The 22,592-nt window shown below is 71.2% G+C and carries 21 protein-coding genes and 1 pseudogene; 12 read left to right on the top strand and 10 right to left on the bottom strand.

Annotated elements, in window-relative coordinates; all coding sequences use genetic code 11:
* Position 1 precedes the first annotated feature (1 nt).
* On the top strand, positions 2-1,216 hold the full coding sequence (locus A0130_06880) for an isocitrate dehydrogenase (GenBank protein ID ANF31425.1): 1,215 nt from the start codon (positions 2-4) through the stop codon (positions 1,214-1,216).
* A gap of 84 nt (positions 1,217-1,300) precedes the next feature.
* Here A0130_06880 and A0130_06875 read toward each other — a convergent pair whose 3' ends face one another.
* Positions 1,301-2,089 (bottom strand): 3-oxoacyl-ACP reductase, encoded by a 789-nt coding sequence (locus A0130_06875; protein ANF33333.1) that lies wholly within the window; start codon positions 2,087-2,089, stop codon positions 1,301-1,303.
* 60 nt (positions 2,090-2,149) lie between these two features.
* On the opposite strand from A0130_06875, the gene A0130_06870 reads away from it, so the two are divergent.
* The 8 genes and pseudogenes from A0130_06870 (at position 2,150) to A0130_06835 (ending at position 10,828) form a co-directional block, all read left to right on the top strand.
* Positions 2,150-3,025 (top strand): hydrolase, encoded by an 876-nt coding sequence (locus A0130_06870; GenBank protein ANF31424.1) that lies wholly within the window; start codon positions 2,150-2,152, stop codon positions 3,023-3,025.
* A gap of 67 nt (positions 3,026-3,092) precedes the next feature.
* Positions 3,093-4,259: a sugar kinase gene (locus A0130_06865; GenBank protein ID ANF31423.1), complete on the top strand. Its 1,167-nt coding sequence runs from the start codon at positions 3,093-3,095 to the stop codon at positions 4,257-4,259.
* Between the two features lie 83 nt (positions 4,260-4,342).
* Positions 4,343-5,689, top strand: coding sequence for an ABC transporter substrate-binding protein (locus A0130_06860; protein ANF31422.1), 1,347 nt, complete (start codon positions 4,343-4,345; stop codon positions 5,687-5,689).
* Positions 5,690-5,775: 86 nt separating this feature from the next.
* Positions 5,776-6,732 (top strand): sugar ABC transporter permease, encoded by a 957-nt coding sequence (locus A0130_06855; protein ANF33332.1) that lies wholly within the window; start codon positions 5,776-5,778, stop codon positions 6,730-6,732.
* Positions 6,690-7,571 carry a sugar ABC transporter permease gene (locus A0130_06850; GenBank protein ANF33331.1) on the top strand — a complete coding sequence of 294 codons (882 nt, stop codon included), beginning with the start codon at positions 6,690-6,692 and terminating at the stop codon, positions 7,569-7,571. The genes A0130_06855 and A0130_06850 overlap by 43 nt, the downstream gene beginning before the upstream one ends.
* Positions 7,568-9,150, top strand: a pseudogene (locus A0130_06845) (hypothetical protein). Before A0130_06850 ends, A0130_06845 begins: the two are co-directional and overlap by 4 nt.
* Complete coding sequence (locus A0130_06840; GenBank protein ANF31421.1) at positions 9,147-10,043, top strand: sugar kinase; 897 nt, start codon at positions 9,147-9,149, stop codon at positions 10,041-10,043. Before A0130_06845 ends, A0130_06840 begins: the two are co-directional and overlap by 4 nt.
* A complete protein-coding gene (locus A0130_06835; protein ANF31420.1) occupies positions 10,043-10,828 on the top strand; it encodes a multidrug transporter in 786 nt (261 codons plus the stop codon). The genes A0130_06840 and A0130_06835 overlap by 1 nt, the downstream gene beginning before the upstream one ends.
* A gap of 9 nt (positions 10,829-10,837) precedes the next feature.
* On the opposite strand, the gene A0130_06830 is transcribed toward A0130_06835, so the two are convergent.
* Genes A0130_06830 through purU form a run of 3 tightly spaced genes read right to left on the bottom strand, consistent with a single transcriptional unit; the run spans position 10,838 to position 13,262 of the window.
* Positions 10,838-11,986 (bottom strand): N-acetylglucosamine-6-phosphate deacetylase, encoded by a 1,149-nt coding sequence (locus A0130_06830; GenBank protein ANF31419.1) that lies wholly within the window; start codon positions 11,984-11,986, stop codon positions 10,838-10,840.
* On the bottom strand, positions 11,983-12,345 hold the full coding sequence (locus A0130_06825) for a 4-amino-4-deoxy-L-arabinose transferase (protein ANF31418.1): 363 nt from the start codon (positions 12,343-12,345) through the stop codon (positions 11,983-11,985). The genes A0130_06830 and A0130_06825 overlap by 4 nt, the downstream gene beginning before the upstream one ends.
* Positions 12,346-12,368: 23 nt before the next feature.
* The gene (purU, locus tag A0130_06820) at positions 12,369-13,262 is read right to left on the bottom strand and encodes a formyltetrahydrofolate deformylase (GenBank protein ID ANF33330.1); all 894 of its coding nucleotides are present in this window, start codon (positions 13,260-13,262) and stop codon (positions 12,369-12,371) included.
* Between the two features lie 144 nt (positions 13,263-13,406).
* Between purU and A0130_06815 the strand changes: the two genes are divergently transcribed.
* From A0130_06815 to A0130_06805, 3 genes are all read left to right on the top strand, one after another.
* Positions 13,407-14,873 (top strand): allantoin permease, encoded by a 1,467-nt coding sequence (locus A0130_06815; GenBank protein ANF31417.1) that lies wholly within the window; start codon positions 13,407-13,409, stop codon positions 14,871-14,873.
* A gap of 26 nt (positions 14,874-14,899) precedes the next feature.
* Entirely contained in the window at positions 14,900-15,418 is a 519-nt protein-coding gene (locus A0130_06810; GenBank protein ANF33329.1) for a hydrolase, read from the top strand.
* 123 nt (positions 15,419-15,541) lie between these two features.
* On the top strand, positions 15,542-16,768 hold the full coding sequence (locus A0130_06805) for an MFS transporter (GenBank protein ANF31416.1): 1,227 nt from the start codon (positions 15,542-15,544) through the stop codon (positions 16,766-16,768).
* A gap of 132 nt (positions 16,769-16,900) precedes the next feature.
* Here A0130_06805 and A0130_06800 read toward each other — a convergent pair whose 3' ends face one another.
* The 6 genes from A0130_06800 to A0130_06775 form a co-directional block, all read right to left on the bottom strand.
* Positions 16,901-18,049 carry an N-acetylglucosamine-6-phosphate deacetylase gene (locus A0130_06800; protein ANF31415.1) on the bottom strand — a complete coding sequence of 383 codons (1,149 nt, stop codon included), beginning with the start codon at positions 18,047-18,049 and terminating at the stop codon, positions 16,901-16,903.
* Positions 18,046-18,831, bottom strand: a complete 786-nt coding sequence (locus A0130_06795) for an alkaline phosphatase (GenBank protein ID ANF31414.1) — start codon at positions 18,829-18,831, stop codon at positions 18,046-18,048. The genes A0130_06800 and A0130_06795 overlap by 4 nt, the downstream gene beginning before the upstream one ends.
* The gene (locus tag A0130_06790) at positions 18,828-19,703 is read right to left on the bottom strand and encodes a fructose-bisphosphate aldolase (GenBank protein ID ANF31413.1); all 876 of its coding nucleotides are present in this window, start codon (positions 19,701-19,703) and stop codon (positions 18,828-18,830) included. Before A0130_06790 ends, A0130_06795 begins: the two co-directional genes overlap by 4 nt.
* Before the next feature lie 34 nt (positions 19,704-19,737).
* Positions 19,738-20,649: a ribokinase gene (locus tag A0130_06785; GenBank protein ANF31412.1), complete on the bottom strand. Its 912-nt coding sequence runs from the start codon at positions 20,647-20,649 to the stop codon at positions 19,738-19,740.
* On the bottom strand, positions 20,646-21,545 hold the full coding sequence (locus A0130_06780; protein ANF33328.1) for a sugar kinase: 900 nt from the start codon (positions 21,543-21,545) through the stop codon (positions 20,646-20,648). Before A0130_06780 ends, A0130_06785 begins: the two co-directional genes overlap by 4 nt.
* Positions 21,546-21,631: 86 nt before the next feature.
* Positions 21,632-22,513: a sugar isomerase gene (locus tag A0130_06775; protein ID ANF31411.1), complete on the bottom strand. Its 882-nt coding sequence runs from the start codon at positions 22,511-22,513 to the stop codon at positions 21,632-21,634.
* Between the last annotated feature and the right edge of the window lie 79 nt (positions 22,514-22,592).

Here is a 22,592-nt window from a genome sequence, read left to right as displayed (position 1 = left end):
CATGGACAAGATCAAGGTCGAAGGAACGGTCGTCGAACTCGACGGCGACGAGATGACGCGCATCATCTGGAAGGCGATCAAGGAATCCCTCATCCACCCGTACCTCGACGTGAACCTCGAGTACTACGACCTCGGCATCCAGAAGCGCGACGAGACCGACGACCAGATCACGATCGACGCGGCCCACGCCATCCAGAAGCACGGTGTCGGCGTCAAGTGCGCCACCATCACGCCGGATGAGGCACGTGTCGAGGAGTTCGGCCTGAAGAAGATGTGGCGCAGCCCGAACGGCACGATCCGCAACATCCTCGGCGGCGTCGTCTTCCGCGAGCCGATCATCATCTCCAACATCCCGCGGCTCGTCCCCGGCTGGAACAAGCCGATCGTCATCGGCCGTCACGCCTTCGGCGACCAGTACCGCGCCACCGACTTCGTCTTCGACGGCCCCGGCACGCTCACGATGAGCTTCCAGCCCGCCGACGGCGGCGAGGCGCAGTCGTTCGAGATCTACCAGGCGCCGGGCGCCGGCGTCGCGATGGGCATGTACAACCAGGACGAGTCGATCCGCGACTTCGCCCGCGCCTCGTTCAACTACGGTCTCGACCGCCAGTACCCGGTCTACCTGTCGACCAAGAACACCATCCTGAAGGCGTACGACGGCCGCTTCAAGGACCTCTTCCAGGAGGTCTTCGACGCCGAGTACAAGGAGAAGTTCGACGCGGCCGGCCTCACCTACGAGCACCGCCTCATCGACGACATGGTCGCCTCCAGCCTCAAGTGGGAGGGCGGTTACGTCTGGGCCTGCAAGAACTACGACGGCGATGTCCAGTCCGACACCGTCGCGCAGGGCTTCGGCTCGCTCGGCCTGATGACCTCGGTGCTGACCACCCCGGACGGCTCGGTCGTCGAGGCGGAGGCCGCGCACGGGACGGTCACCCGCCACTACCGCCAGTACCAGCAGGGCAAGCCGACTTCGACGAACCCGATCGCCTCGATCTTCGCCTGGACGCGCGGCCTCGCGCACCGTGGCAAGCTCGACGGCAACCAGGAGCTCATCGACTTCACCCACACCCTCGAGGACGTCGTGGTGAAGACGGTCGAAGAGGGCAAGATGACGAAGGACCTCGCGCTCCTCGTCGGCCCGGACCAGAAGTTCCTCACGACCGAGGAGTTCCTGGACGCGATCGCCGAGAACCTGAAGGCGCGCCTGGGCTGATCCCCGCCTCACCCCGCCGCATTCGTGCCGAATGTGCGCTGTTCGTGACGAATAGCGCACATTCGGCGCGAATCGTTCACGGGTTCAGCGGGCGGTCCAGCCGCCGTCGATCGCTAGCGTCTGGCCGGTGATGAGGGAGGCGGACGGGGACGCCAGGAACGCCACCGCGCCCGACACCTCCCGCGGCTCGCCGATGCGGTGGAGGGCGGCGATGCGCTCGACGGTGTCGGCGCGGAACGCGTCGTCCGAGAGAGCGGCGGCGGTCCCGTCGGTCTCGATGAACGTCGGTGCGACGGCGTTGACCCGGATGCCGTACTCGCCCCACTCGACCGCGAGGCAGCGGGTGAGATGCACGACCGCGGCCTTGGCGGAGCAGTAGGACGCCTCCCCGGGCAGCGCGACGAGGCCGGCCTGCGAGGCGACGTTGACGATCGAGCCGCCGCCGTTCTCGCGCATGCTCTTCGCGAGGTGCTGCGACAGGAAGAACGTCGAGCGGGTGTTCAGCGCCCAGACGTGCTCGAAGTCCTCCTCGGTCACGTCCAGGGCCGGCGCGTCGATCCCGCCGCCGGCGTTGTTGACGAGGATGTCGATCGGCCCCAGCTCGGCGATGGCGGCATCGATCGCGGTGCGGCACGCGGCCAGGTCGAGCACGTCCATCCGGATCGCCGTCGCCTGCACGCCGAAGGCCCTCAGCTCGTCGACGAGTTCCGCCGAGCCTTCCGGATCGCGCACCCCGAGAATCACGTCGGCGCCCTGGCCGGCGAGTTCGAGCGCGATCTCGCGGCCGAGGCCGCGGCTGGCGGCCGTCACGAGCGCGCGCGATCCGGCGAGCGAGAAGGGGGTGCGGGTGGAGGTGCGGGAGGCGTCGGTCATGCCAGGAGCGTAGTCCCGCGCCGGCCGCCGGATGTCACCGGCCCGGGTCACAATGGAGGCATGACCGACGCCGATCAGCTGCTGCACCGCTTCGTCCGCTCCGTCGACCGGGAGGCGCTCGGCGCGTACGGCGCTCACGCGCTGGTCGGCGACGACGAGGCCGAGCATCGCTGGCGCAGCGACGACCGCGAGAACCTGTACTCCGTGTCCAAGGGCGTCAGCGCGCTCGCCGCCGGGATCGCGGTCGACGAGGGCATCCTGTCGCTCGACACGACGGTCGCCGAGACGCTTCCGGAGCTCGATCTCGGCGACGGGGTCGACAGGGTGACTCTGCGCCACCTGCTCACCATGTCGAGCGGGATCGACTTCGTCTGGTTCGGCGACCAGCCGGTGCCGGGGCGAGACCTCGCGCAGGAGATGCTGCGGCGTCCGAGCCGCGGGCCGGGCGCGCACTTCCAATACTCCGACGCCAGCACCTACGTCGCCATGCGGATGCTTGCCGCTCGGGTCGGCGACGTGCGCGACTGGCTGCTCCCGCGCCTGTTCGGACCTCTCGAGATCGACAACCCGCAGTGGATGCGGTGCCCGCTCGGCTACATCGTCGGCGGCACCGGTCTGCAGCTGCGCACCAGCGAGCTTGCCCGCATCGGCCGCGTGCTGCGCGACCGGGGCGAGTGGTGGCGGCGGCGGATCGTCAGCGCCGAGTGGATCGACGGGATGCACGCGAACTGGGTCGATACGGGGGAGGACCCGGCCACCGACCGCTACGGCATCGCGGTGTGGGAGGGGCCGTCCGGGCTGTGGCGCTTCGACGGGCGGTACGGGCAGTACGTCGTCGTGGATGATGCGCGCGGCGCCGTGCTCACCATCACCGCGCACGAGGAGTTCCGCACCCGCCGCCTGCTCGACCTCGCGCACGAAGCGCTGCTCGGGTGAGGCTCCGGATGTAACGAGTTCGTTTCGTCGCTTGCATTTCATTTGTTCGTAAGCTTTACTAACAAACATGACGACGACGGAGGTGCAAGGCAGCACCGGCGGGCTGGGCCCGGGGCGGGTGCTCCGCCCCCGTGCCAAAGTGCTCCCGGAGCACGCCCGCAGCCACAACCGGTCGCTCGTCCTGCAGACCCTCTACCGCTCGGGGGAGCGCAGCCGTGCCGACCTCGCCCGCGAGACGGGGCTCACTCGCGTCACCATCTCCGACCTCGTCGCCGAGCTGCTCGCCGAGGGCCTCGTGATCGAGCTGGGTCAGCGCGAGTCGGCCCGCCCGGGCAAGCCGGCGGTCCTGCTCGACATCAACCGCAGCGCCCACCAGATCGTCGGCGTCGACCTCAGCGACCACGACCGCTTCCGCGGCGCGGTGATGGACCTCGACGGCGCCATCATCGCGTCCGAAGAGGTCATGCTCGACGACGCCACGGGCGACGCGGCGCTCGCCAAGGTGGACGCCCTCGTCGACGCCCTCGTCGCGGACGCCACCGCGCCCATCCTGGGCATCGGCGTCGGATCGCCCGGTGTCGTCGACCTGAGCGGCACCATCCTCACCGCTCCGAACCTCGGCTGGACCGACCTCGCGCTGCAGCAGCACCTCGCGGACCGCACCGGCCTCCCGGTCATCGTGGCCAACGACGCGAACGCGGCGGCGCTCGCCGAGCACACCTACGGGGGAGCGGCCGGCGACATGATGCTCATCCGCGTCGGCCACGGCATCGGCGCCGGGCTCCTTGTCGCCGGTGCCCTCGTCTACGGCAGCCACTTCGCGGCGGGCGAGATCGGCCAGGTCATGGTCGGGACCGACCTCGGGCTCGAGACGACGTACAACCGGGACCAGGTGCTCGAGCACTGGCTCAGCGTCCCGCAGCTGCAGCGCGGCATCCACGAGGCCCACACGGCGGCTCAGGATGCGACCCCCGTGCTCCGCGAGGCCGGCCAGCGCCTCGGCATCGCCCTCGCGCCCGTCGTGGGCGCCCTCAACCTGTCGGAGATCGTGCTCGCGGGTCCGACCGAACTGCTCGACGGACCGCTCGCCGAAGCGACCGTCCACACGCTCCGGAACCGGACCATGGCGGAGAACCACGCCGACCTGTCCGTCCGGATGACCACGCAAGGGCAGGACATCGTCCTGCGCGGCGCGGCCGTTCTCGTCCTCTCCGGACGACTCGGGGTCTCATGACACACAGCACCGCCCGAAACCTGACCCCTGCACCGCCGGTGTGCTGCACCCGCACACACTGACCATCACGAAAGGAACCAGCAATGAAGAGAAAGCTCGTCGGCCTCGCCGCTGTGGCTACGGCTTCCGCTCTCGTGCTCGCCGGATGCGCCTCGGGAGGCTCCACGGGAGCCAGCACCGACGGCAAGGGCAAGACGGTCACCCTGTGGCTCGTCGGCTCGGACACCCCGGACAAGCTGCGGAACTACCTCAAGACGGAGTTCAACAAGGAGACCGGAGCCACCCTCAAGATCGAGCAGCAGGACTGGGGCGACATCGTCACCAAGCTCACCACCGCGCTGCCCGACGCGAACAACACGCCGGACGTGACGGAGATGGGCAACACCCAGTCGCCGACGTTCACCAACGTGGGCGCGTTCCTCGACATCTCCGACATGTACAAGGAGCTCGGCGGCAGCGATCTGCTGCAGTCGTTCGTCGACGCGGGCAAGGTCGGCGGCAAGAACTACACGCTGCCGTACTACTTCGGCTCGCGCTACATGTTCTACCGCAAGGACGTCTACCAGGCGGCCGGCGTCTCGGTCCCGACCACGCTCGACCAGTTCAACACCGCCGTCGCCGACATCACGGCGAAGAACCCGAAGAACATCTCCAACTTCTCCGGCTTCTTCCTCGGCGGCCAGGACTGGCGCGACGGCATCTCCTGGATCTTCGCCAACGGCGGAGACATCGCGCAGGAGAAGGGCGGCAAGTGGAAGGGCACCCTCGAGTCGGAGAACTCGCTCAAGGGCCTCCAGCAGCTCCAGGACCTGTACAAGAACGCGTCCAAGGCGCCGAACGACGCCAAGGACTCGAACCAGTACATCTACCTGAACGACACCGACCAGACGCTGGACGCGAACGGCAACAAGACGGGCGACACGTCGCTCGCCGCCGCGACGATCATGGCTCCGGGCTGGGCGCACTGGTCGATCGGCGACCTGTCGCAGAAGGACGGCAAGCCGGTCCGCACCTGGAACGACGCCACCTTCGGCACCTTCGTGCTCCCGGGCAACGACGGCAAGCCGGCCCCGGTGTTCGCCGGCGGCTCCAACATCGGCATCTCGGCGAAGACCAAGGAGCCGGGCCTGTCGAAGACCCTCCTGAAGATCATCTTCTCGAAGGAGTACCAGGAGATGCTCGGCCAGAACGGCCTGGGCCCGGCGAACTCGAAGTACACCTCCTCGCTGGGCGACGACCAGTTCGCGAAGGCGCTCATCGAGTCGGCGTCGAACTCCAAGCTGACGCCCGCCGCTCCCGGCTGGGCCTCGGTCGAGGCGGGCAACGTGATGGAGGAGTTCTTCTCCAAGATCCGTGACGCGTCCGACCTCAAGGCGCTCGCGCAGGAGTACGACAAGAAGCTCGACTCGCTGCTCAACGTCAAGAGCTAGAGCCGACAGAACAGTGGATGCGGTGCGCCGCGACCTGGCGCGACCGGCGCACCGCATCCCTGACCACCCCCCGCAAGGAGACGTCCGTGACCGCCACCGAGGACACCCGCCTCATCCTCCCCGCAGCGCCCCCGCCCGCGGCCGACCGGCCCCGCCGTCGCCGCGGCCGCCTCACCCCCTACGGCCTGCTGCTGCCGGCCATCATCATCCTGCTCGTCGCCCTCGGCTACCCGATCGTGTGGCAGCTGATCACCTCGATGCAGCACTTCGGGCTGGCCCAGCAGTTCGGCAAGCCCGCCGACTTCGTCTGGTTCGAGAACTACATCACCCTGTTCTCCGACCCGTACACCTGGGTCGTCGTGGCCCGCTCCATCGTCTTCTGCCTGGTGACGGCGTTCGTCACCGTCATCATCGGCGTCGGGATGGCGCTGCTCATGAACGCGGTGAACCGCGTCGTCCGGATCATCCTGCAGATCTCGCTCCTGCTCGCCTGGGCCATGCCGGTCGTCGCCGCGATGACCGTCTGGAACTGGCTGTTCGACTGGCGCCGCGGAGTCGTCAATTACACGCTCACCGCATGGGGCCTCGACTTCCAGGACCACAACTGGCTGCAGAACCCGCTCTCCTTCTTCTTCGTCGCGATGGTGATCGTGACGTGGATGAGCGTCCCGTTCGTCGCCTTCTCGGTCTACGCCGGCCTGACGCAGGTCTCGACGGAGGTCGTCGAAGCCGCGCAGATGGACGGCGCACGCGGCTGGCAGCGGCTGCGCTACATCATCCTGCCGATCATCCGCCCGGTGCTCGGGATCGTGCTGCTGCTGCAGATCATCTGGGACCTGCGCGTCTTCGCGCAGATCAAGCTGCTGCAGGACAAGGGCTCGATCGCCAGCGAGACCAACCTGCTCGGCACCTACATCTACCAGCTCGGCGTCGGCTCGAGCGACTTCGCGATGGCCAGCGCCGTCAGCGTCTTCGTGCTCGTGCTCACCATCGCCCTCAGCTGGTTCTACGTGCGACACCTTCTCAAGGAGGACGAATCGTGACCCACCGCATCCGCCTCTCCCGTGTGCTGCTCGGCGCGCTCGGCGTCGTGCTCGCCCTGATCTGGGTCTTCCCGGTCTACTGGATGGTGAACTCGTCGCTGCTGCCGAACGTCACCCTGCAGAACACCACGCCGACCTGGCTGCCGTTCGGCGGCTCGTTCGACAACTTCACCGCCGTCGTGCAGGGCGGGACGTTCTTCCCGGCGCTCGGCATGAGCGTCGCCGTGGCGTTGATCACGGTCGTGTGCTGCCTGGCCTTCGCGTTCCTGGCGGCGCTGGCGATCAGCCGGTTCCGCTTCCGCGGCCGCCGGTCGTTCGTGCTCGCGGTGCTGCTCATCCAGATGCTGCCGGCCGAGGGGCTGTTCATCGCCCAGTACAAGCTGATGGGCACGCTCGGCCTGCTCAACACGGTCATCGGCGTCAGCATCCTGTACATCGCCGCCGTCGTGCCGTTCACCATCTGGATGCTGCGCGGCTTCGTCGCCGGCATCCCCGCCGACCTCGAGGAAGCCGCGATGGTGGACGGGCTCAGCCGCACCCAGGCCTTCCTCCGGATCACGTTCCCGCTGCTCGCGCCGGGCCTGGTCGCCTCGGGCGTCTACGCCTTCCTGCAGGCGTGGAACGAGTTCACCGTGGCGCTGGTCATCCTGCCGCAGTCGAGCAGCGCGACCCTGCCGCTCTGGCTGCGCGGGTTCGTGCAGCAGTCCGCCTCCCGCGCCACCGACTGGGGACAGGTCATGGCCGCGTCGACGCTGGTCGCGGTGCCGGTCATCATCTTCTTCCTCATCGTGCAGGGCCGGATGACGAGCGGGCTCGTCAGCGGGGCGGTCAAGGGGTGAGCGGCGCGTCCGTCGCCGACACCGCCCTGACCGACCCGGAGCTCCGCCGCAGCATCGCCGCGACCCTGCTGCCCGGGTTCGTCGGGACGACGCTGCCCGGCTGGCTCGCGTCGCGGCTGCGCGCGGGGCTCGGCGGGGTGTGCCTCTTCGGCCAGAACATCTCCTCGGCGGCCCAGTTGCGCGAGCTCACCGACGCGATCTACGCCGCCAATCCGGAGGCGATCGTCGCGATCGACGAGGAGGGCGGGGACGTCACCCGGCTCTACTACGAGAGCGGGTCTCCCTATCCCGGCAACGCCATCCTCGGCCGCCTGGGCGACGCCGCCTACACCGAGGACGTCGCCCGTCGCGTGGGGGACGAGCTGCGCCGGGCCGGTGTGAACCTCGACTTCGCGCCCGACATCGACATCAACTCCAACCCCGACAACCCGGTGATCGGCGTGCGCAGCTTCGGCTCGTCGCCCGAGGTCGTCGCCGAGCACGGCGCGGCCTGGACGCGCGGGCTGCAGGCCGCGGGCGTCGCGGTCGCGGCCAAGCACTTCCCGGGGCATGGGGACACCGCGGCCGACTCGCACCTCGAACTGCCGGTCGTCGATGTGTCGGCGGAGCAGCTGCGCTCACGCGAGCTCCTGCCGTTCCGGGCGGTCGTCGCCGCCGGGGCGCGCGCGGTGATGACCTCGCACATCCTCCTCCCGCAGCTGGACGCCGACCTGCCCGCCACCCTGAGCCCGGCGATCATCGAGGGGATGCTGCGCGGCGAGCTCGGCTTCGACGGCGTCGTCGTCAGCGACGCCCTCGACATGCACGGTGCGTCCGGCATCCGCGGCATCCCGGAGGCGGCGGTGCTGGCGCTCGCCGCCGGCTGCGACCTGCTCTGCATCGGCACCGAGAACACGGACGCGCAGCTCGCCGCGATCGAGGACGCCATCGCCGACGCCGTGGCCGCCGGCCGCCTCACCCCGGCTCGCCTCGCCGCCGCCGCGGCGCGCGTCCGCTCCCTCGCCCAGTCGGTTGCCCCACCATCGAGTCCGCGAAGAATGCACACGACACGCCGGTGAAGCGTTCACTCTTCGCGGACTCGATGGAGGGCGGACTGCGGGGCGAGGATGTCGCGGCGGCGGAGGCGGCATTCGATGTGAGCGTGGAGGCGCGGGAGTGGCTGACCGCGAACGACGGCCGGTACTCGGTGGTGCGGATCGACACGGTGGCGAACATCGCCGTGGGGACCGCGCCGTGGGGTCCGTTCGCCGAGGTCGAGGCCGACCCCGGGACGCCGTGGGCGCGCGAGTTCGCCGCGAACCCGCAGGTGCTGTTCACGGAGGGCGACCATCCCGACCTCGTGCTGGCCGCGCAGTCGCCGGTGCTCGTCGTCGGCAAGGACAATCACCGCCACGCCTTCGCCCGCGCCGCGATCGACCGCCTGCGCGCCGAGCGCGAGCGCGTGCTCGTGGTCGACATGGGCTGGCCCAGCGACGACCGCTCGTACGCCGACATCGCGACCTTCGGCGCCTCCCGCCTGGTCGGCCGTGCACTGCTCCGCCTGCTCGGTCACGGCTCCGGAGACGGGCACGACTCGTGAGGCTCGGCATCGACATCGGCGGCACCAAGACCGACGCCGTCGCGGTCGACGAGCGCGGCACGCTGACGCAGCGCATCCGCCTCGCGACCGGCTTCGGCCACGCGGCCGTCGTGGAGACGGCCGTCGCCGCCGTCTCCCGCCTCGGCGAGCTGACCGGCCTCGCGCCCGCCGGCTTCCAGTCCATCGGGATCGGCGTGCCCGGGATGGTCGACACCGTCTCCGGCCACGTCGCCCACGCCGTCAACCTCGGTCTCGACCGGCTGGAGCTCGGCGGGATGCTCGCGGGACGGCTGGGCGTCGGCGTCCGGGTCGAGAACGACGTCAAGGCCGCCGCCCTCGGCGCCTACCACCTGCTCGGGCTGTCCGGCACGATGGCGTTCCTCAACCTCGGTACCGGGATGGCCGCCGGCATCGTCGTGGACGGCCGGCTCTGGCGCGGCAGCACGGGCATCGCGGGTGAGATCGGGCACCTTCCCGTCGACCCGCAGGGCGCGCTGTGCGCGTGCGGTCAGCGCGGCTGCCTGGAGACCGTCGCGAGCGGCTCGGGTGTCGCCCGGCAGTGGCCGACCGACGACCCGCTCCCGGTTCGCGCCGTCTTCGCCGCTGCGGCCGACGGCGACCCCGCCGCCCGTGCCATCACGGCTAGGCTGGCAGCGGGCATCGCCTCCGCGGTGCGCGCCCTCGTGCTCACCGTCGATCCGGCCACCGTCGTGGTCGGGGGCGGCCTGAGCCACCTGGGGGAGCGCCTGCTCGGCGACGTCCACGAGGTGCTGCACGACTGGGAGCGCACGTCGCCGTTCCTGGCGTCGCTCGACCTGCCCGGGAGGGTGCGCCTCGTTCCCGAAGGAACCCCCGTCGCCGCGCTCGGAGCGGCCCTCGTAGGAGAGAACTGATGGCAGAGATCGTCGTCGTCCGCGACCAGGAGGCCGCAGGCGAGCTCGCGGCGCGCAGCATCCTCGACCTCATCGCCGCCAAGCCGGACACCGTGCTCGGGCTGGCGACCGGCTCCACCCCGCTCGCGGTGTACCGGGCGCTGGAGCACGGGATCCGCGAGCGCGGCATCGACGTCTCGCACGTGCGCGGCTACGCCCTCGATGAGTACGTCGGCCTGCCCGAGGGACTCCCCGAGTCGTACCGCGCGGTCATCACCCGCGAGGTGGTCGAGCCGCTGGGGCTGACGCCGTCGCTCATCCACGTGCCCAACGGGTCCCTCGACGGCATCGAGCGCGCCGGCCTCGCGTACGAGAAGGCGATCGCCGAGTCGGGCGGGGTGGATGTGCAGATCCTCGGCATCGGCACGGACGGGCACATCGGCTTCAACGAGCCCGGCTCGTCGTTCGCGTCGATCACCCGCGTCAAGACGCTCACCGAGCAGACGCGCCGCGACAACGCACGCTTCTTCGACTCGGAGGACGACGTCCCGATGCACTGCATCACGCAGGGGCTGTCCACCATCCTGAAGGCGCGGCACCTGATGCTGCTGGCGTTCGGCGAGGGCAAGGCGGAGGCGCTGGCGGGCGCCGTCGAGGGACCGGTGTCGGCGTCCAACCCGGGGTCGGCCGTGCAGCTGCACCCGCACGTCACCGTGCTCGTGGACGAGGCGGCGGCGTCGCGGCTCAAGAACATCGACTACTACCGCTACGCCTACGCGAACAAGCCGTCCTGGCAGACGCTGTAACCGCGGTCGCTACAGGACGGCGCCGTCGGCGACCACGGTCCGCACGCGCCAGTCGTGGTCGAGCAGGACGGCATCGGCCACGTAACCGGTGTGCAACCGGCCGAGCCGGTGGGTCTCGCCGAGGACGTGCGCCGCGGTGCGCGTGAGGGCGGTGACCGCGTCCACCGGGTCGACGCCGGCGCGGGTGACCGCGTTGCGGAGCGCGACATCCTGCGTCAGCGTGGAGCCGGCGATGGTGTCGGTGCCGGACAGGACCGCGAGTCCGCCGTGGACCGTCACGTTGAGCTCGCCGAGGCGGTAGTTGCCGTCGGAGGCGCCGGCCGCCGCCATCGCGTCCGTCACCAACGCCACGCGTCCCGGCGCTTCGCGGAACAACAGGGCGGCGACCGAGGGATGCACGTGGAGCCCGTCGAGGATGAGCTCCAGCGTCACCTCGGGGTTGTCGATCGCGGCCATGATCGGACCCGGCGCGCGGTGGTGGATGCCCGGCATGGCGTTGAAGGCGTGGGTCAGCATCCGGGCCCCCACCTCGAATGCCCGGGCGGCGTGCGCGTAGTCGGCGGCCGTGTGCCCGACGCCGACAACGACACCCGCCTCGGTGAGCACGCCGATCGCCTCGAGCGCGTTCGGCAGCTCGGGAGCGATGGTGGCCGTGCGGAGCGTGCCGCGGGCGGCGGCGATCAGCTGCTCGACCGCCTCCGGCTCCGGGTCGCGGAGGAAGCGCGCGTCGTGCGCCCCGCGCCGCTCCGGTGCGAGGAACGGGCCCTCGAGGTGCGAGCCGAGCACGAGCGGGTCGGTGGTGGTCAGCTCGGCGACGATCGCCAGACTCTCGCGCAGCGAGGCGAGGGGATTGGCGACGTGCGAGATCAGGGCGCGCGTCGTACCGTGCTCTCGATGGGTGGCGAGGGCCGCGCGCATCTCCTCGACACCGTCGTCGTACGGGTGCCCGCCGCCCCCGTGGCAGTGCAGGTCGATGAAGCCGGGGGTGAGCCAGTGGCCCTGCGCGTCGATGACCGTGTCGGCGTCGGCGGCGCTCGCGCGCCATCCCGTCCCCGTGCCGGTTGCCGTGACGTGCGCGCCGTCGGCGACGAGCCAGAAGTCGTCCACCTGCCCGTCGGCATCGACCTTGCGGGCGCTGTGGACGACGAGGCCGCTCATGCGAACTCGCGTCGGCCGTTGATGACGCCGCTGACCGTGGCGATCACCGCGAACACCACGGCGACGATCGGCTGGCCGAGGTCCCACCAGGCGAAGGCGGCGGAGCCCATGACGACGACCTCGACGATCGCCTTCACGAACGGGTCGGTGCGGAGCACGGCGCGCGGCGAGCGGAAGAGCGCCCACAGCAGGATCGCGATGACCGGCGCGCCGATCCCGATGACGATGTTCCACGGCAGCGGCCAGGCGAGGAAGCCCCAGATGCCGAGCGAGACGATGGCGAACAGTTCGAGGACGAACCGGAGCACGTCGTTGACGCCCACCTTGACGGGGGCGTGCTGGTCGGGCGCGGAAGTCACCCGGTCAGTTTATCCGGTGAGGGCTAGCGGAAAATGATCGTCCGCGCGCCGTCGAGCAGGACGCGGTCCTCGGCGAACCACTTCACGGCCTGGGTCAGCGTGCGGCTCTCCTCGTCCTGACCGATCGCCACCAGCTCCTGGACGGTCTGGGTGTGGTCGACGCGCACCACGTTCTGCTCGATGATCGGGCCCTCGTCGAGGTCGCTGGTGACGAAGTGGGCGGTCGCGCCGATCAGCTTCACGCCGCGCGCGTGCGCCTGCCGGTAGGGGTTCGCGCCCTTGAACCCGGGGAGGAAGGAGTGGTGGATGTTGATCGCCCGCCCGGCGAGCCGCTCGCACAGCTCGGGGGAGAGGATCTGCATGTACCGGGCAAGGACGACCAGCTCGATGTCGTGCTCCTCCACGGCCTCCAGGATGCGCGCCTCGAACGCCGCCTTGTCCTCCGCTCCGACGACCGGTCGGGCTTCGAACGGGACGCCGTAGAAGCCGGCGAGGTCGCGGAGCGTCTCGTGGTTCGACAGCACGAGCGGGATCTCGACGGGGAGCTGCCCGGCCCGCTGCCGGAACAGCAGGTCGTTGAGGCAGTGCGCGGCCTTCGACACGAGCACGAGCGTCCGGAGCGGCCGGCCGACGTTGTCGACGCGATGCGTCATCCCGAACCGCTCGACCACGGGAGCCAGCGCCTGCTCGAACTCCTCGCGCCCGGCCTCCGACTCCACCTGCAGCCGCATGAAGAAGCGGCCGGTGTCGGTGCTCGCGAACTGCTGGCTCTCGGTGATGTTGCCGCGGGCGGCGACGATCGCGCCGCTGACCGCGTGCACGATCCCGGGGCGGTCGGCGCAGCTGAAGGTCAGCACCCAGTGATTGGAGACGGAGGAGTCGGTCACCAGAACAGGGTATCGGGCGGTGGATGTCATGCCGCGGCCATCGCCGCCGAGGCGGACGCGATCGCCACGCGCGATCGGGGCTTCATCGGCGTCGGCCTGCGCGTCGTGAATCCCTGGGGCGGGTGACGCGCGCGGCGTGTTGACGCGCGACCGCCGGTGCACCACGATCGGTGCATGACCAGCACCGGTGAGGATGCGCCCGACACCCGTACGGGCGCGGCATCCGCCTTCAACGTCGAGCTGAACGGGCTCAACACCATCCAGGAGCACGAGCGGAAGGGGCGCCCACGCGACCTGTTCTGGCCGTGGTTCGGCGCCAACGTGTCCGTGTTCGGGTTGAGCTACGGCTCGTTCCTGCTCGGTTTCGGCATCTCGTTCTGGCAGGCGACCGTCGTCGGCGTGATCGGCATCGTGGCGTCGTTCCTGCTGTGCGGCATCATCTCGCTCGCCGGCAAGCGCGGGTCCGCGCCGACCATGGTGCTCAGCCGTGCGGTGTTCGGGGTGGAGGGCAACCGCGTCCCCTCGTTCCTCTCGTGGCTGCTCACGGTCGGGTGGGAGACCGTGCTCGTCTCGCTCGCCGCCCTCGCTACCGCGACCGTCTTCCAGCAGCTCGGCTGGGAGGGAGGCTGGGTCACCAAACTCGTCGCGCTGATCGTCGTCGTCGCTCTGGTCATCATCGGCGGCGTCATCGGGTTCCACCTCATCATGCGCATGCAGATGGTCATCACGATCGTCACCGGCGTGCTCACCCTGGTCTACATCCTGTTGGTGCTCAACCACATCGACCTCGGTGCGGTGGCGTCCCTCCCGGCGGGCGATGCGCCGCACGTGATCGGCGGGTTCGTGTTCATGCTCACCGGCTTCGGCCTCGGCTGGGTGAACGCGGCCGCCGACTACTCGCGCTACCTGCCGCGATCCGCGCGGAGCGGTTCGGTGGTGGGATGGACCACCTTCGGCTCGTCGCTGGCGCCGGTCATCCTGCTCATCTTCGGAATCCTGCTCGCCGGCTCGTCGCCCAAGCTGAGCCAGGCCATCGGCGCCGACCCGATCGGGGCACTCGCGTCCATCCTGCCGACCTGGTTCCTCGTGCCGTTCGTGATCGTCGCCGTCCTGGGCCTCGTCGGGGGCGCGGTGCTCGACATCTACTCCTCCGGCCTCGCGCTGCTCAGCGTCGGCGTCCGCGTCCCGCGTTACGTCGCGGCCGGGATCGACGGCGTCATCATGACCGCGGGGGCCGTCTATGTCGTGTTCGTCGCGACCGACTTCATCGGGCCGTTCCAGGGCTTCCTCATCACCCTGGGCGTGCCGATCGCCGCGTGGTGCGGCATCTTCATCGGCGACATCCAGCTCCGACGACGCGACTACGCGGAGGCCGAGCTGTACGACCGGCGCGGGCGCTACGGCGCCGTCAACTGGCTGCCGATCGCGCTCATCGTCATCGGCACGGTCATCGGCTGGGGGCTCGTCACCAACACCTACGCCGACTGGCTGAGCTGGCAGGGATACCTGCTGGGGCCGATCGGCGGCAAGCAGGGCAGCTGGGCGTTCGCCAACCTGGGCGTCCTGGTCGCACTGCTGATCGGATATCTCGGCACCATCCTGTTCTCACGGAACGCGGTGCGCCGCCAGGAGGAGCGGTGACCGGACCCACGCTCGTCGTCATCGACATGCAGCAGGTGTTCGGAGACCCGGCGAGCCCCTGGTTCACGCCGAAGTTCGCCGAGGCGGAGGCGGTCATCGCCGGGATGGTGCCTGCGTTCGGCGACGATGTGATCTTCACCCGCTTCATCGCACCCGAGAGCCCCGAGGGCGCGTGGGTGCCGTACTACGAGCAGTGGCCGTTCGCGCTGGTGCCCGCCGACGACCCGATCTACGACCTGGTCCTGGCGTTCCGCGACACCGGGCATCCCGTGGTCACCGAGCCGACCTTCGGCAAGTGGGGCGCCGATCTCCGCGACGCGCTCGCGGGGTCGCAGGATGTGGTGCTCGCGGGCGTCTCGACCGACTGCTGCGTGCTCTCCACGGCGCTCGGCGCGGCGGACGCCGGGGTGCGCATCCGGGTCGCCGCCGACGCCTGCGCGGGGCTGTCGGATGCGGACCACCAGCGTGCGCTCGACGCCATGGCCCTGTACGCCCCTCTGATCGAGATCACCGACAGCGCTCGCGTCCTGGACGAGCTCCGGTAGAATCGTCCGTGGTCGGCGGTTCCCGCACGGCCCTGGGCGCGCACATGGGCGCGTAGTCGACCCGGTACTGTTTCCTCCCGACGCGGAGTGGCCGGGGAACGCCGTCCGTTGGACAGACTCTTCATGACTGCCACTTCGACGACTCCGGTGCCTGTCGCACCGAAATTCCCGTGGACCGGGCTGATCGCACTGGCCGCGGCCACCTTCCTCTCGGTCACCAGCGAGATGATCCCGACCGGCCTGCTGCCGGACATGAGCGCGTCGCTCGGCGTGAGCGAGGCGCAGATCGGCCTGTTGGTGACCGTCTTCGCGTTCACCGTGGTCGTGACCAGCACGCCGCTGACCGCGTTGACCAAGCGCTGGCCGCGGCACGGGCTGCTGATCGCGATCCTCGTCGTGCTCGGCGTCTCGAACGGACTGACCGCGATCGCGCCGAGCTACGAGTTCGTCGTGGGGTCCCGCATCCTGGGCGGTGTCGCGCACGGGATGTTCTGGTCCATCGTCGGCGCCTACGCCGGCCACCTGGTGCCGAAGGAGCAGATCGGCCGGGCGGTGTCGATCACGCTCGGGGGCGGGACGCTCGCGTTCGTCCTCGGCGTGCCGCTCGGGACGTTCGCTGGCCACCTGTTCGGCTGGCGCCTGTCGTTCGGGATGCTGGCGGTGCTCATGTTCGTCGGCGCGGTGGTCATCTGGAAGTTCCTCCCCGCGGTCGAGCGGGACGAGGACGCGGTGGGCGTCCGACGCCGCGACCGGACGGCTCCGAAGCCGCGCGACCGTACCATCCCCGCGGTGATCATGGTGTGCCTCATCGCCGCCGTGACGATGGTCGGCCACTACGCCTTCTACACGTTCGTCGTGCCCTTCCTGACCGGTCCGATGGGCGTCCCGGCCGGGAATGTCGGTGCACTCCTGTTCGTGTACGGGATCGCCGGAGCGGGCGGTCTGCTGGTCGCCGGATCGGTGCTCGGCCCGCGCCCGCAGCTCGGCCTGGTGCTCGCGCTCGCCGTCACCGGTGTCTCCGTCGCAGCGCTGGCCCTGGTGTACGCGCAGCCGGTCGCCGCGCTGATCGCGTTCCTGCTGTGGGGCCTCGCCTTCGGCGCGCTGCCGCCGCTGCTGCAGACGCGGCTGCTGCACACGTCGTCCGCCGCTTTCCGCGACACGGCCAGCGCGCTGTACACGACCTCGTTCAACGTCGGGATCGGCGGCGGGGCCCTCCTTGGCGCGCTGATCTTCGACGCCGGCGGCCTCATGCTGCTGCCGTGGTGCTACGTCGGGCTGCTCGTGGTCTCCATCGTGCTGGTCGCCATCGTCGGCCAGATGACGCGTCACCGCGACGCCGTCGCCGCCTGACCCCACCGGCCCACCATCGATGGGACGCAACACGCCGTTACGCGCCCGCGATAACGGCGTGTCGCGTCCCATCGATGCGGGTGAGGACGGCGGGATCGGGCGGCGGAGCCGGGCGAGGCGCTGCGCCGTGGCTCAGGCGACCGCGACGCCGTCGCGCCAGACGCGCTGCACGGTGAAGCGGTCATCGAGCAGCACCGCGTCGGCGAGGTGGCCCGGCAGCAGCCGCCCGAGGTCGGCTCCGCGCCCGATGGCGGCGGCGGGCGTCTCGGTGACCGCGCGCACCGCGTCCGTCACCGGCAGCCCGGCCTCCTGTACGGCGCGCCGGAGCGCGTCGTCGAGCGTCAGCGTCGACCCCGCGATCGACCCGCCGCCGGCGAGCCGCGCGACGCCGTCCCGCACCTCCACCTCGAGCGAGCCGAGCAGGTAGTCGCCGTCGGCCGACCCGGCGGCGGCCATGGCGTCCGTCACCAGCGCCAGCCGGCCGGGCGCTGAGGCGAACGCCATCCGCACCACCTCCGGGTGCACATGGACGCCGTCGTTGACGATCTCGAGCGTCACGCCCGGCGTGCGGGCCGCCGCGGCGACGGGTCCCGGCGCGCGGTGGTGCAGGCCGGGCATGGCGTTGAAGGCGTGCGTCAGGATGCTCGCGCCCGCGTCGAAGGCCGCCAGCGCCTGCTCGTAGGTCGCGTCGGTGTGCCCGACCGCGACCGCGACGCCGACGGCGGAGAAGGCGCGCACCGCATCCATGCCGCCGGGCAGCTCCGGCGCGATCGTGATCTGGCGGAGAGTCCCGTCGGCCGCCGCGAGCAGCGACTCGACATCGGCGGGCGTGGACGGCCGCAGCAGCGCCGGTTCGTGGGCGCCCTTGTGCCCGACGTCGAGGAACGGCCCCTCCAGGTGCGAGCCCAGGATGCGGGGGTCCGACGCCATCAGCCCGGCCACCGTCCGCACGCGCCACGCCAGCGCGTCAACCGGCGCCGTGACCAGCGAGATCACCGCCCGCGTCGTCCCGTGCCGCTGGTGCAGGTCGAGCCCGCGTGCGATGCCCTCGGCGCCGTCGTCGAAGCGCCCGCCCCCGCCGCCGTGCACGTGGATGTCGACGAACCCGGGCGTCAGCCAGCCGCCCCGCGCATCCGTCGCCTCGACCTCGGGCGACGACCGCCACGTCGTTCCGCTCCCGACCTCCGAGACGCGGCCGTCCGCGAAGCGCACCCAGGCGTCCTCGACGACCGTCCCTCCGTCGACCAGCCGCGCCGAGTGGATGACGTGGTCGCCGCTCACGCGACGATCACCTCGAAGCCCGCCTCGACGAACGCGGCACGCTGCTCGGGGGTGATCCCGTCGTCGGTGATCAGCGTCGTCAGCACCTTGGGTCCGCCCAGCGTGGCGAACGCCTTCCGGCCGATCTTCGACGAGTCGGCCACCACGACCGCGCGCGTGGCTCGGCGCGCCATCAGCGAGTTGACGCTCGCCTCGCCCTCGTCGTGAACCGTCGCCCCGACCACCGGGTCGATGCCGTTCACGCCGATGAACGCGATGTCCATCGTGATCTTCTCGAGCACCACGTCGCTGTACGGGCCGACGAGCTCGTACGACCGCGCGTGCACGACGCCGCCGGTCACCACGGTCTTGATCTGCGGCCGCATCACGAGCTGCGCCGCGATGTTGATGGCGTTCGTCACGACGGTGAGGCTGGGATGCGGAGACGGCTCCATGAGGTCCGGCCGCGAACCGAGCACGGTCGCGACGGCGGTGCTCGTGGTCCCTCCGCACAAACCGACGACGGCACCGCGAGGGACGAGCGCGCTCGCCGCCTGCGCGATCCGCAGCTTCTCGGGCGCGTGCTGCTCGCGCTTGTAGCGGATCGGCAGGTCGTACGCGACGGACTGGCCGATCGCGCCGCCGCGGGTGCGGGTCAGGAGCTGCTGGGAGGCGAGCGCGTCGAGGTCGCGGCGCGCTGTCGCGGCCGAGACGTCCAGCTTCGCGACGATGTCGTCGACCTCGACCTGGCCGGCCTCGGCCAGCAGGTCGAGCACGGCGTTCAGCCGTTCCGCTCTGTTCATCGGTGTCCCGTCTCCGCTCCGTCCACGGCGTCGCGGCTCGCGACGTCGAACAGGGTCATCAGGCGGGCCGCCTCCGCCGTCACCGCGGTGCGTCCCTCCCGGATGTACTTCCGCGGGTCCACGGCTTCCGGATGCGCATCCAGGTAGCCGCGGATGGCGTCCGTGTAGAACCGATTGAGGTGGGTGGAGACGTTGACCTTGGTGATCCCGGCGCGGATCGCCTGCTCGATGGTCTCATCTGCGACCCCGCTCGACCCGTGCAGCACCAGCGGAACGGGCACGGCGTGTCGCAGCCCCGCGATCAGCTCGAGGTCGAGCGCGGCGGTGCGCTCGGTCATGGCGTGCGAACTGCCGACGGCCACGGCGAGGGCGTCGACGCCGGTCTCCTCCACGAACCGGCGAGCCTCGTCCGGGTCGGTGCGGACGCCCGGGGCATGCGCGCCGTCCTTCCCGCCGATCTCGCCGAGCTCCGCCTCAACCAGCACGTCGTTGGCGTGGGCGTGCTCGACCACGCGGATCGTCGCGGCCACGTTGCGGTCGTAGTCGAGGGTGGATCCGTCGAACATGACCGAGCCGAATCCGGCCTCCACCGCACGCCGGGCCAGTTCCTCGTCCTCCGCGTGGTCCAGGTGGACCGCGACGTGCGCGGTCGACTCGGCGGCCAGCGCGAGGGTGGCCGCGGCGATCGGCTCGAGGGCCCCGTGGTAGGCGATGCAGTTCTGCGACAGCTGCAGGATGACGGGCAGGCCCGTCTGCTCGGCCGCGTCCACCAGCGCCTCGGCGGTCTCCAGCTGGATGACGTTGAAGGCGGCGAGGCCGGTGCGTCGGCCGACGGCGGCGTGCAGCAGGTCGGCGGTGGGGACGAGGGGCATGGCGGCTCCGGCGGTGGGCGGTCGGTGGATGGGGTCAGCCGGTCACGAGGCGCGCCTCGAGCTCCGGATAGGACGGGTGGAGCTCGCCGGCGAGCGGCGCGAGGACGGCGGCGGCCGACCACGCGACGGCGCGGCGGAGCAGGAGGTCCGGGTCGGCGGTGCCCGACGCGAGCAGGGTCGCGACCGCGGCGACGGCGGCGTCTCCGGCGCCGGTGGCGTTGCCGATGAGCGGCTGGGCCGTCCGCAGGTGCAGCGGTGCGCCCGAGACGGGAACTGCGAGCATCCCCTCGGCGCCCAGCGACACGAGCACGAGGCCCGCGCCGGCGTCGAGCAGCGCGCGAGCGCCCTCGACCGGGTCGTCGTTCCCGGTGGTCTCCGCGAGCTCGCGCCGGTTCGGCTTCACGACCGTCGCTCCGGCCTCCGCGGCGAGCACGAGGGCTGGACCCACGGCGTCGATCACGCTCGGGATGCCGCGGCCGGCCGCGATCGCGACGAGCTCGGCATAGAAATCCTCCGGCGCGTCCGGCGGCAGGCTGCCGGAGCCGACGAGGCCGGCTGCCGGGACCGCGAGCCGCGAGGCCGCATCCCGCAGCGCCGTCCACTCGTCGTCCGTCAGCGGCCCACCGGTCTCGTTGACGACGGTCGTCTCACCCGCCGCCTCGTCGACGATCGCGATGCTGCTTCGGGTGGGGGACTGCACGGGGACCAGCTCGCTCGGCAGCCGGGACGCCTCCAGGTCGTCCGCCAGCCGGAGCCCGGACGGGCCGCCCGCGGTGGTCAGGGCGAAGGCGGCGCCGCCGGTCTGGGCGACGACCCGCGCGACGTTGAGTCCCTTGCCGCCGGAGCGCACGGCCGGGGGAGCGGCGCGGTGCGTCTCGCCGGGCTGCAGCGCAGGGACGCGGTAGGTGAGGTCGAGGGCCGGATTCGGGGTGACGGTGAGGATCACGGTGCCCCCTCCGCGGCGGGCCGGGCGCCGACCGCCAGCAGGTCCCGCGCACGCAGGGCCGCGCCGATGAGCCCGGCGTTCTCGCCGATGCTGGCCGGGAGCAGCACCGGACGACGGTGGAAGGTCAGGATGGCGTCCAGCTTCTCCGCGAGCGGCCCGAACAGTGCGGGGCCGGCCTGCGCCAGCCCGCCGCCGATGACGATCGCCTCCGGAGCGAGGAGCGCGACCGTGTGCGAGAGGTCGAGGGCCAGCGCGTCCAGCGCCGATTCCCACACCTGTCGCGCAGCCGGGTCGCCGGCCTCGGCGCGCTCCAGCACCTCACGCGCGCCGGGGACCGAGGCGCCGGTCAGGTCGTTGTAGCGTCGCGCGATCGCGGCCGCAGACGCGACGGCCTCCAGACAGCCCATCCCGCCGCACGCGCACAGCGGCCCGGCGGCGACGCGGGAGTGCCCCATCTCGCCCGCCATCCCGCCGCCGGTGTACAGGCGGCCGTCGATGAAGATCGCGCCGGCGATCCCCGTCCCGATCGCCATCACGACGACATCCCGGTACGGGGCCGCCGCTCCCAGCCGGTGCTCCGCCTCGCCCGCGCCGCGCACGTCGTGACTGAACGAGACCGGCAGGCCCAGCGCCTCCTCGGCGCGAGCGCGGAAGGGGAAGTCGTGCCAGCCCAGGTTCTCGGCGAAGACGCCCACCCCGGCCTCGTCGTCCACATGCCCAGGCACCAGCAGGCCCGCGGCCTGGGGGACGACGGACGGATGGTCGGCGCCGAACCGGGCGGCCAGGTCCGCGACAGCCGCGACAACGGCCTCGCCGGTCGCGGTCCCAGCGTGCGGTGTCGGGACGCGGACGACCGAGACGAGACGCCCGTCGCCGTCGACGAGGGCGGCCTTCATGTCGGTCCCGCCGACGTCGAACGCCAGCACCGGTGCGCCGCTCCCGAGCGGGGCGGCGGCCGGTGCCTGCGGGTCCAGAGCGGTGGTCACGAGGGGAGGATGACCGATCGGGTGAGGTTGCGCGGGCTGTCGGGGTCGAGGTCGAACCGGCGGGCGCGGGCAAGGGCGACGCGCTGTGCGCGCACCAGGTCGGCCATGCCGTCGATCGGGCGGTCCTCGAAGCGGGCGCCGGTGACGGCGAGGTCGCCGGAGAGGCCGACCGGGGCCTCGCCCAGCATCCACGTCACGCGGCCGGGAGCCGCGATCGAGATGGGGCCGTGTCGGTACTCCTTGGCCGGGTACGACTCTGTCCACGACTGGGAGGCCTCGCGCATCTTGAGGGCCGCCTCGTGCGCGAGCCCGATCGTCCATCCGGCGCCGAGGAAAGCGTACTGCTCCGCGCCGACAAGCTCGTCGTCGAGCTCCTCGTCGATCGCGGCCGCGGCCTGGTCGATCGCGGGCGCGAGGTCGTGGCCGAGGGAGGCGCGGACCAGCGCGAGCGCGGTGGTCGCGAAGCGCGTCTGCACGACCGACTGCTCGTCGGCGAAGGGGAGGCGGATGGCCGTGTCGACCAGATCGACCAAGGGGGTCTCGGGGTCACCGACGATGCCGATCGTGCGGCCGCGGATGCCCGCGATCTGCGCCGCGTCCAGCAGCTCCAGCACCTCGGTCGTCGTCCCGGAGCGGGTGATCGCGACGATCGCGTCGTAGTCGCGGGTCAGCACGGGCGCCTCGGACGCGGCGAACGCGTCGGTCACCCCGTGGCCGGCGGCCTCGCGGAGGGAGGCGTAGGCCTGCGCCATGAACCACGACGTCCCGCAGCCGACCACGGCGATGCGCTCACCGGGCGCCGGCAGCAGCGCCTGCTCGTCGCGGAGCCCGGCGGCGGTCGCCCAGGTCTCGGGCTGCGAGCGCAGCTCGGCCTCCATGTGGGCTCCTCCGGGGGATGCGTGCGTCACTGATCGCTCCTGTTCTGTCGATTCGCACCAATGATCGCTGATGATCGAT

Origin of the sequence: Leifsonia xyli (genome assembly GCA_001647635.1) — a bacterium.
In the GTDB taxonomy this organism is placed as follows: domain Bacteria; phylum Actinomycetota; class Actinomycetes; order Actinomycetales; family Microbacteriaceae; genus Leifsonia; species Leifsonia xyli_A.
This window is presented reverse-complemented; position numbering and strand designations above follow the sequence as displayed.

Bases quoted from the DNA above. Each gene is read 5' to 3' on its own strand.
- A0130_06880 (ANF31425.1), top strand. From the start codon at position 2: ATGGACAAGATCAAGGTCGAAGGAACGGTCGTCGAACTCGACGGCGAC.
- A0130_06875 (ANF33333.1), bottom strand. From the start codon at position 2,089: ATGACCGACGCCTCCCGCACCTCCACCCGCACCCCCTTCTCGCTCGCC.
- A0130_06870 (ANF31424.1), top strand. From the start codon at position 2,150: ATGACCGACGCCGATCAGCTGCTGCACCGCTTCGTCCGCTCCGTCGAC.
- A0130_06865 (ANF31423.1), top strand. From the start codon at position 3,093: ATGACGACGACGGAGGTGCAAGGCAGCACCGGCGGGCTGGGCCCGGGG.
- A0130_06860 (ANF31422.1), top strand. From the start codon at position 4,343: ATGAAGAGAAAGCTCGTCGGCCTCGCCGCTGTGGCTACGGCTTCCGCT.
- A0130_06835 (ANF31420.1), top strand. From the start codon at position 10,043: ATGGCAGAGATCGTCGTCGTCCGCGACCAGGAGGCCGCAGGCGAGCTC.
- A0130_06830 (ANF31419.1), bottom strand. From the start codon at position 11,986: ATGAGCGGCCTCGTCGTCCACAGCGCCCGCAAGGTCGATGCCGACGGG.
- purU (ANF33330.1), bottom strand. From the start codon at position 13,262: ATGACATCCACCGCCCGATACCCTGTTCTGGTGACCGACTCCTCCGTC.
- A0130_06815 (ANF31417.1), top strand. From the start codon at position 13,407: ATGACCAGCACCGGTGAGGATGCGCCCGACACCCGTACGGGCGCGGCA.
- A0130_06810 (ANF33329.1), top strand. From the start codon at position 14,900: ATGCAGCAGGTGTTCGGAGACCCGGCGAGCCCCTGGTTCACGCCGAAG.
- A0130_06805 (ANF31416.1), top strand. From the start codon at position 15,542: ATGACTGCCACTTCGACGACTCCGGTGCCTGTCGCACCGAAATTCCCG.
- A0130_06795 (ANF31414.1), bottom strand. From the start codon at position 18,831: ATGAACAGAGCGGAACGGCTGAACGCCGTGCTCGACCTGCTGGCCGAG.
- A0130_06790 (ANF31413.1), bottom strand. From the start codon at position 19,703: ATGCCCCTCGTCCCCACCGCCGACCTGCTGCACGCCGCCGTCGGCCGA.
- A0130_06780 (ANF33328.1), bottom strand. From the start codon at position 21,545: ATGAAGGCCGCCCTCGTCGACGGCGACGGGCGTCTCGTCTCGGTCGTC.
- A0130_06775 (ANF31411.1), bottom strand. From the start codon at position 22,513: ATGGAGGCCGAGCTGCGCTCGCAGCCCGAGACCTGGGCGACCGCCGCC.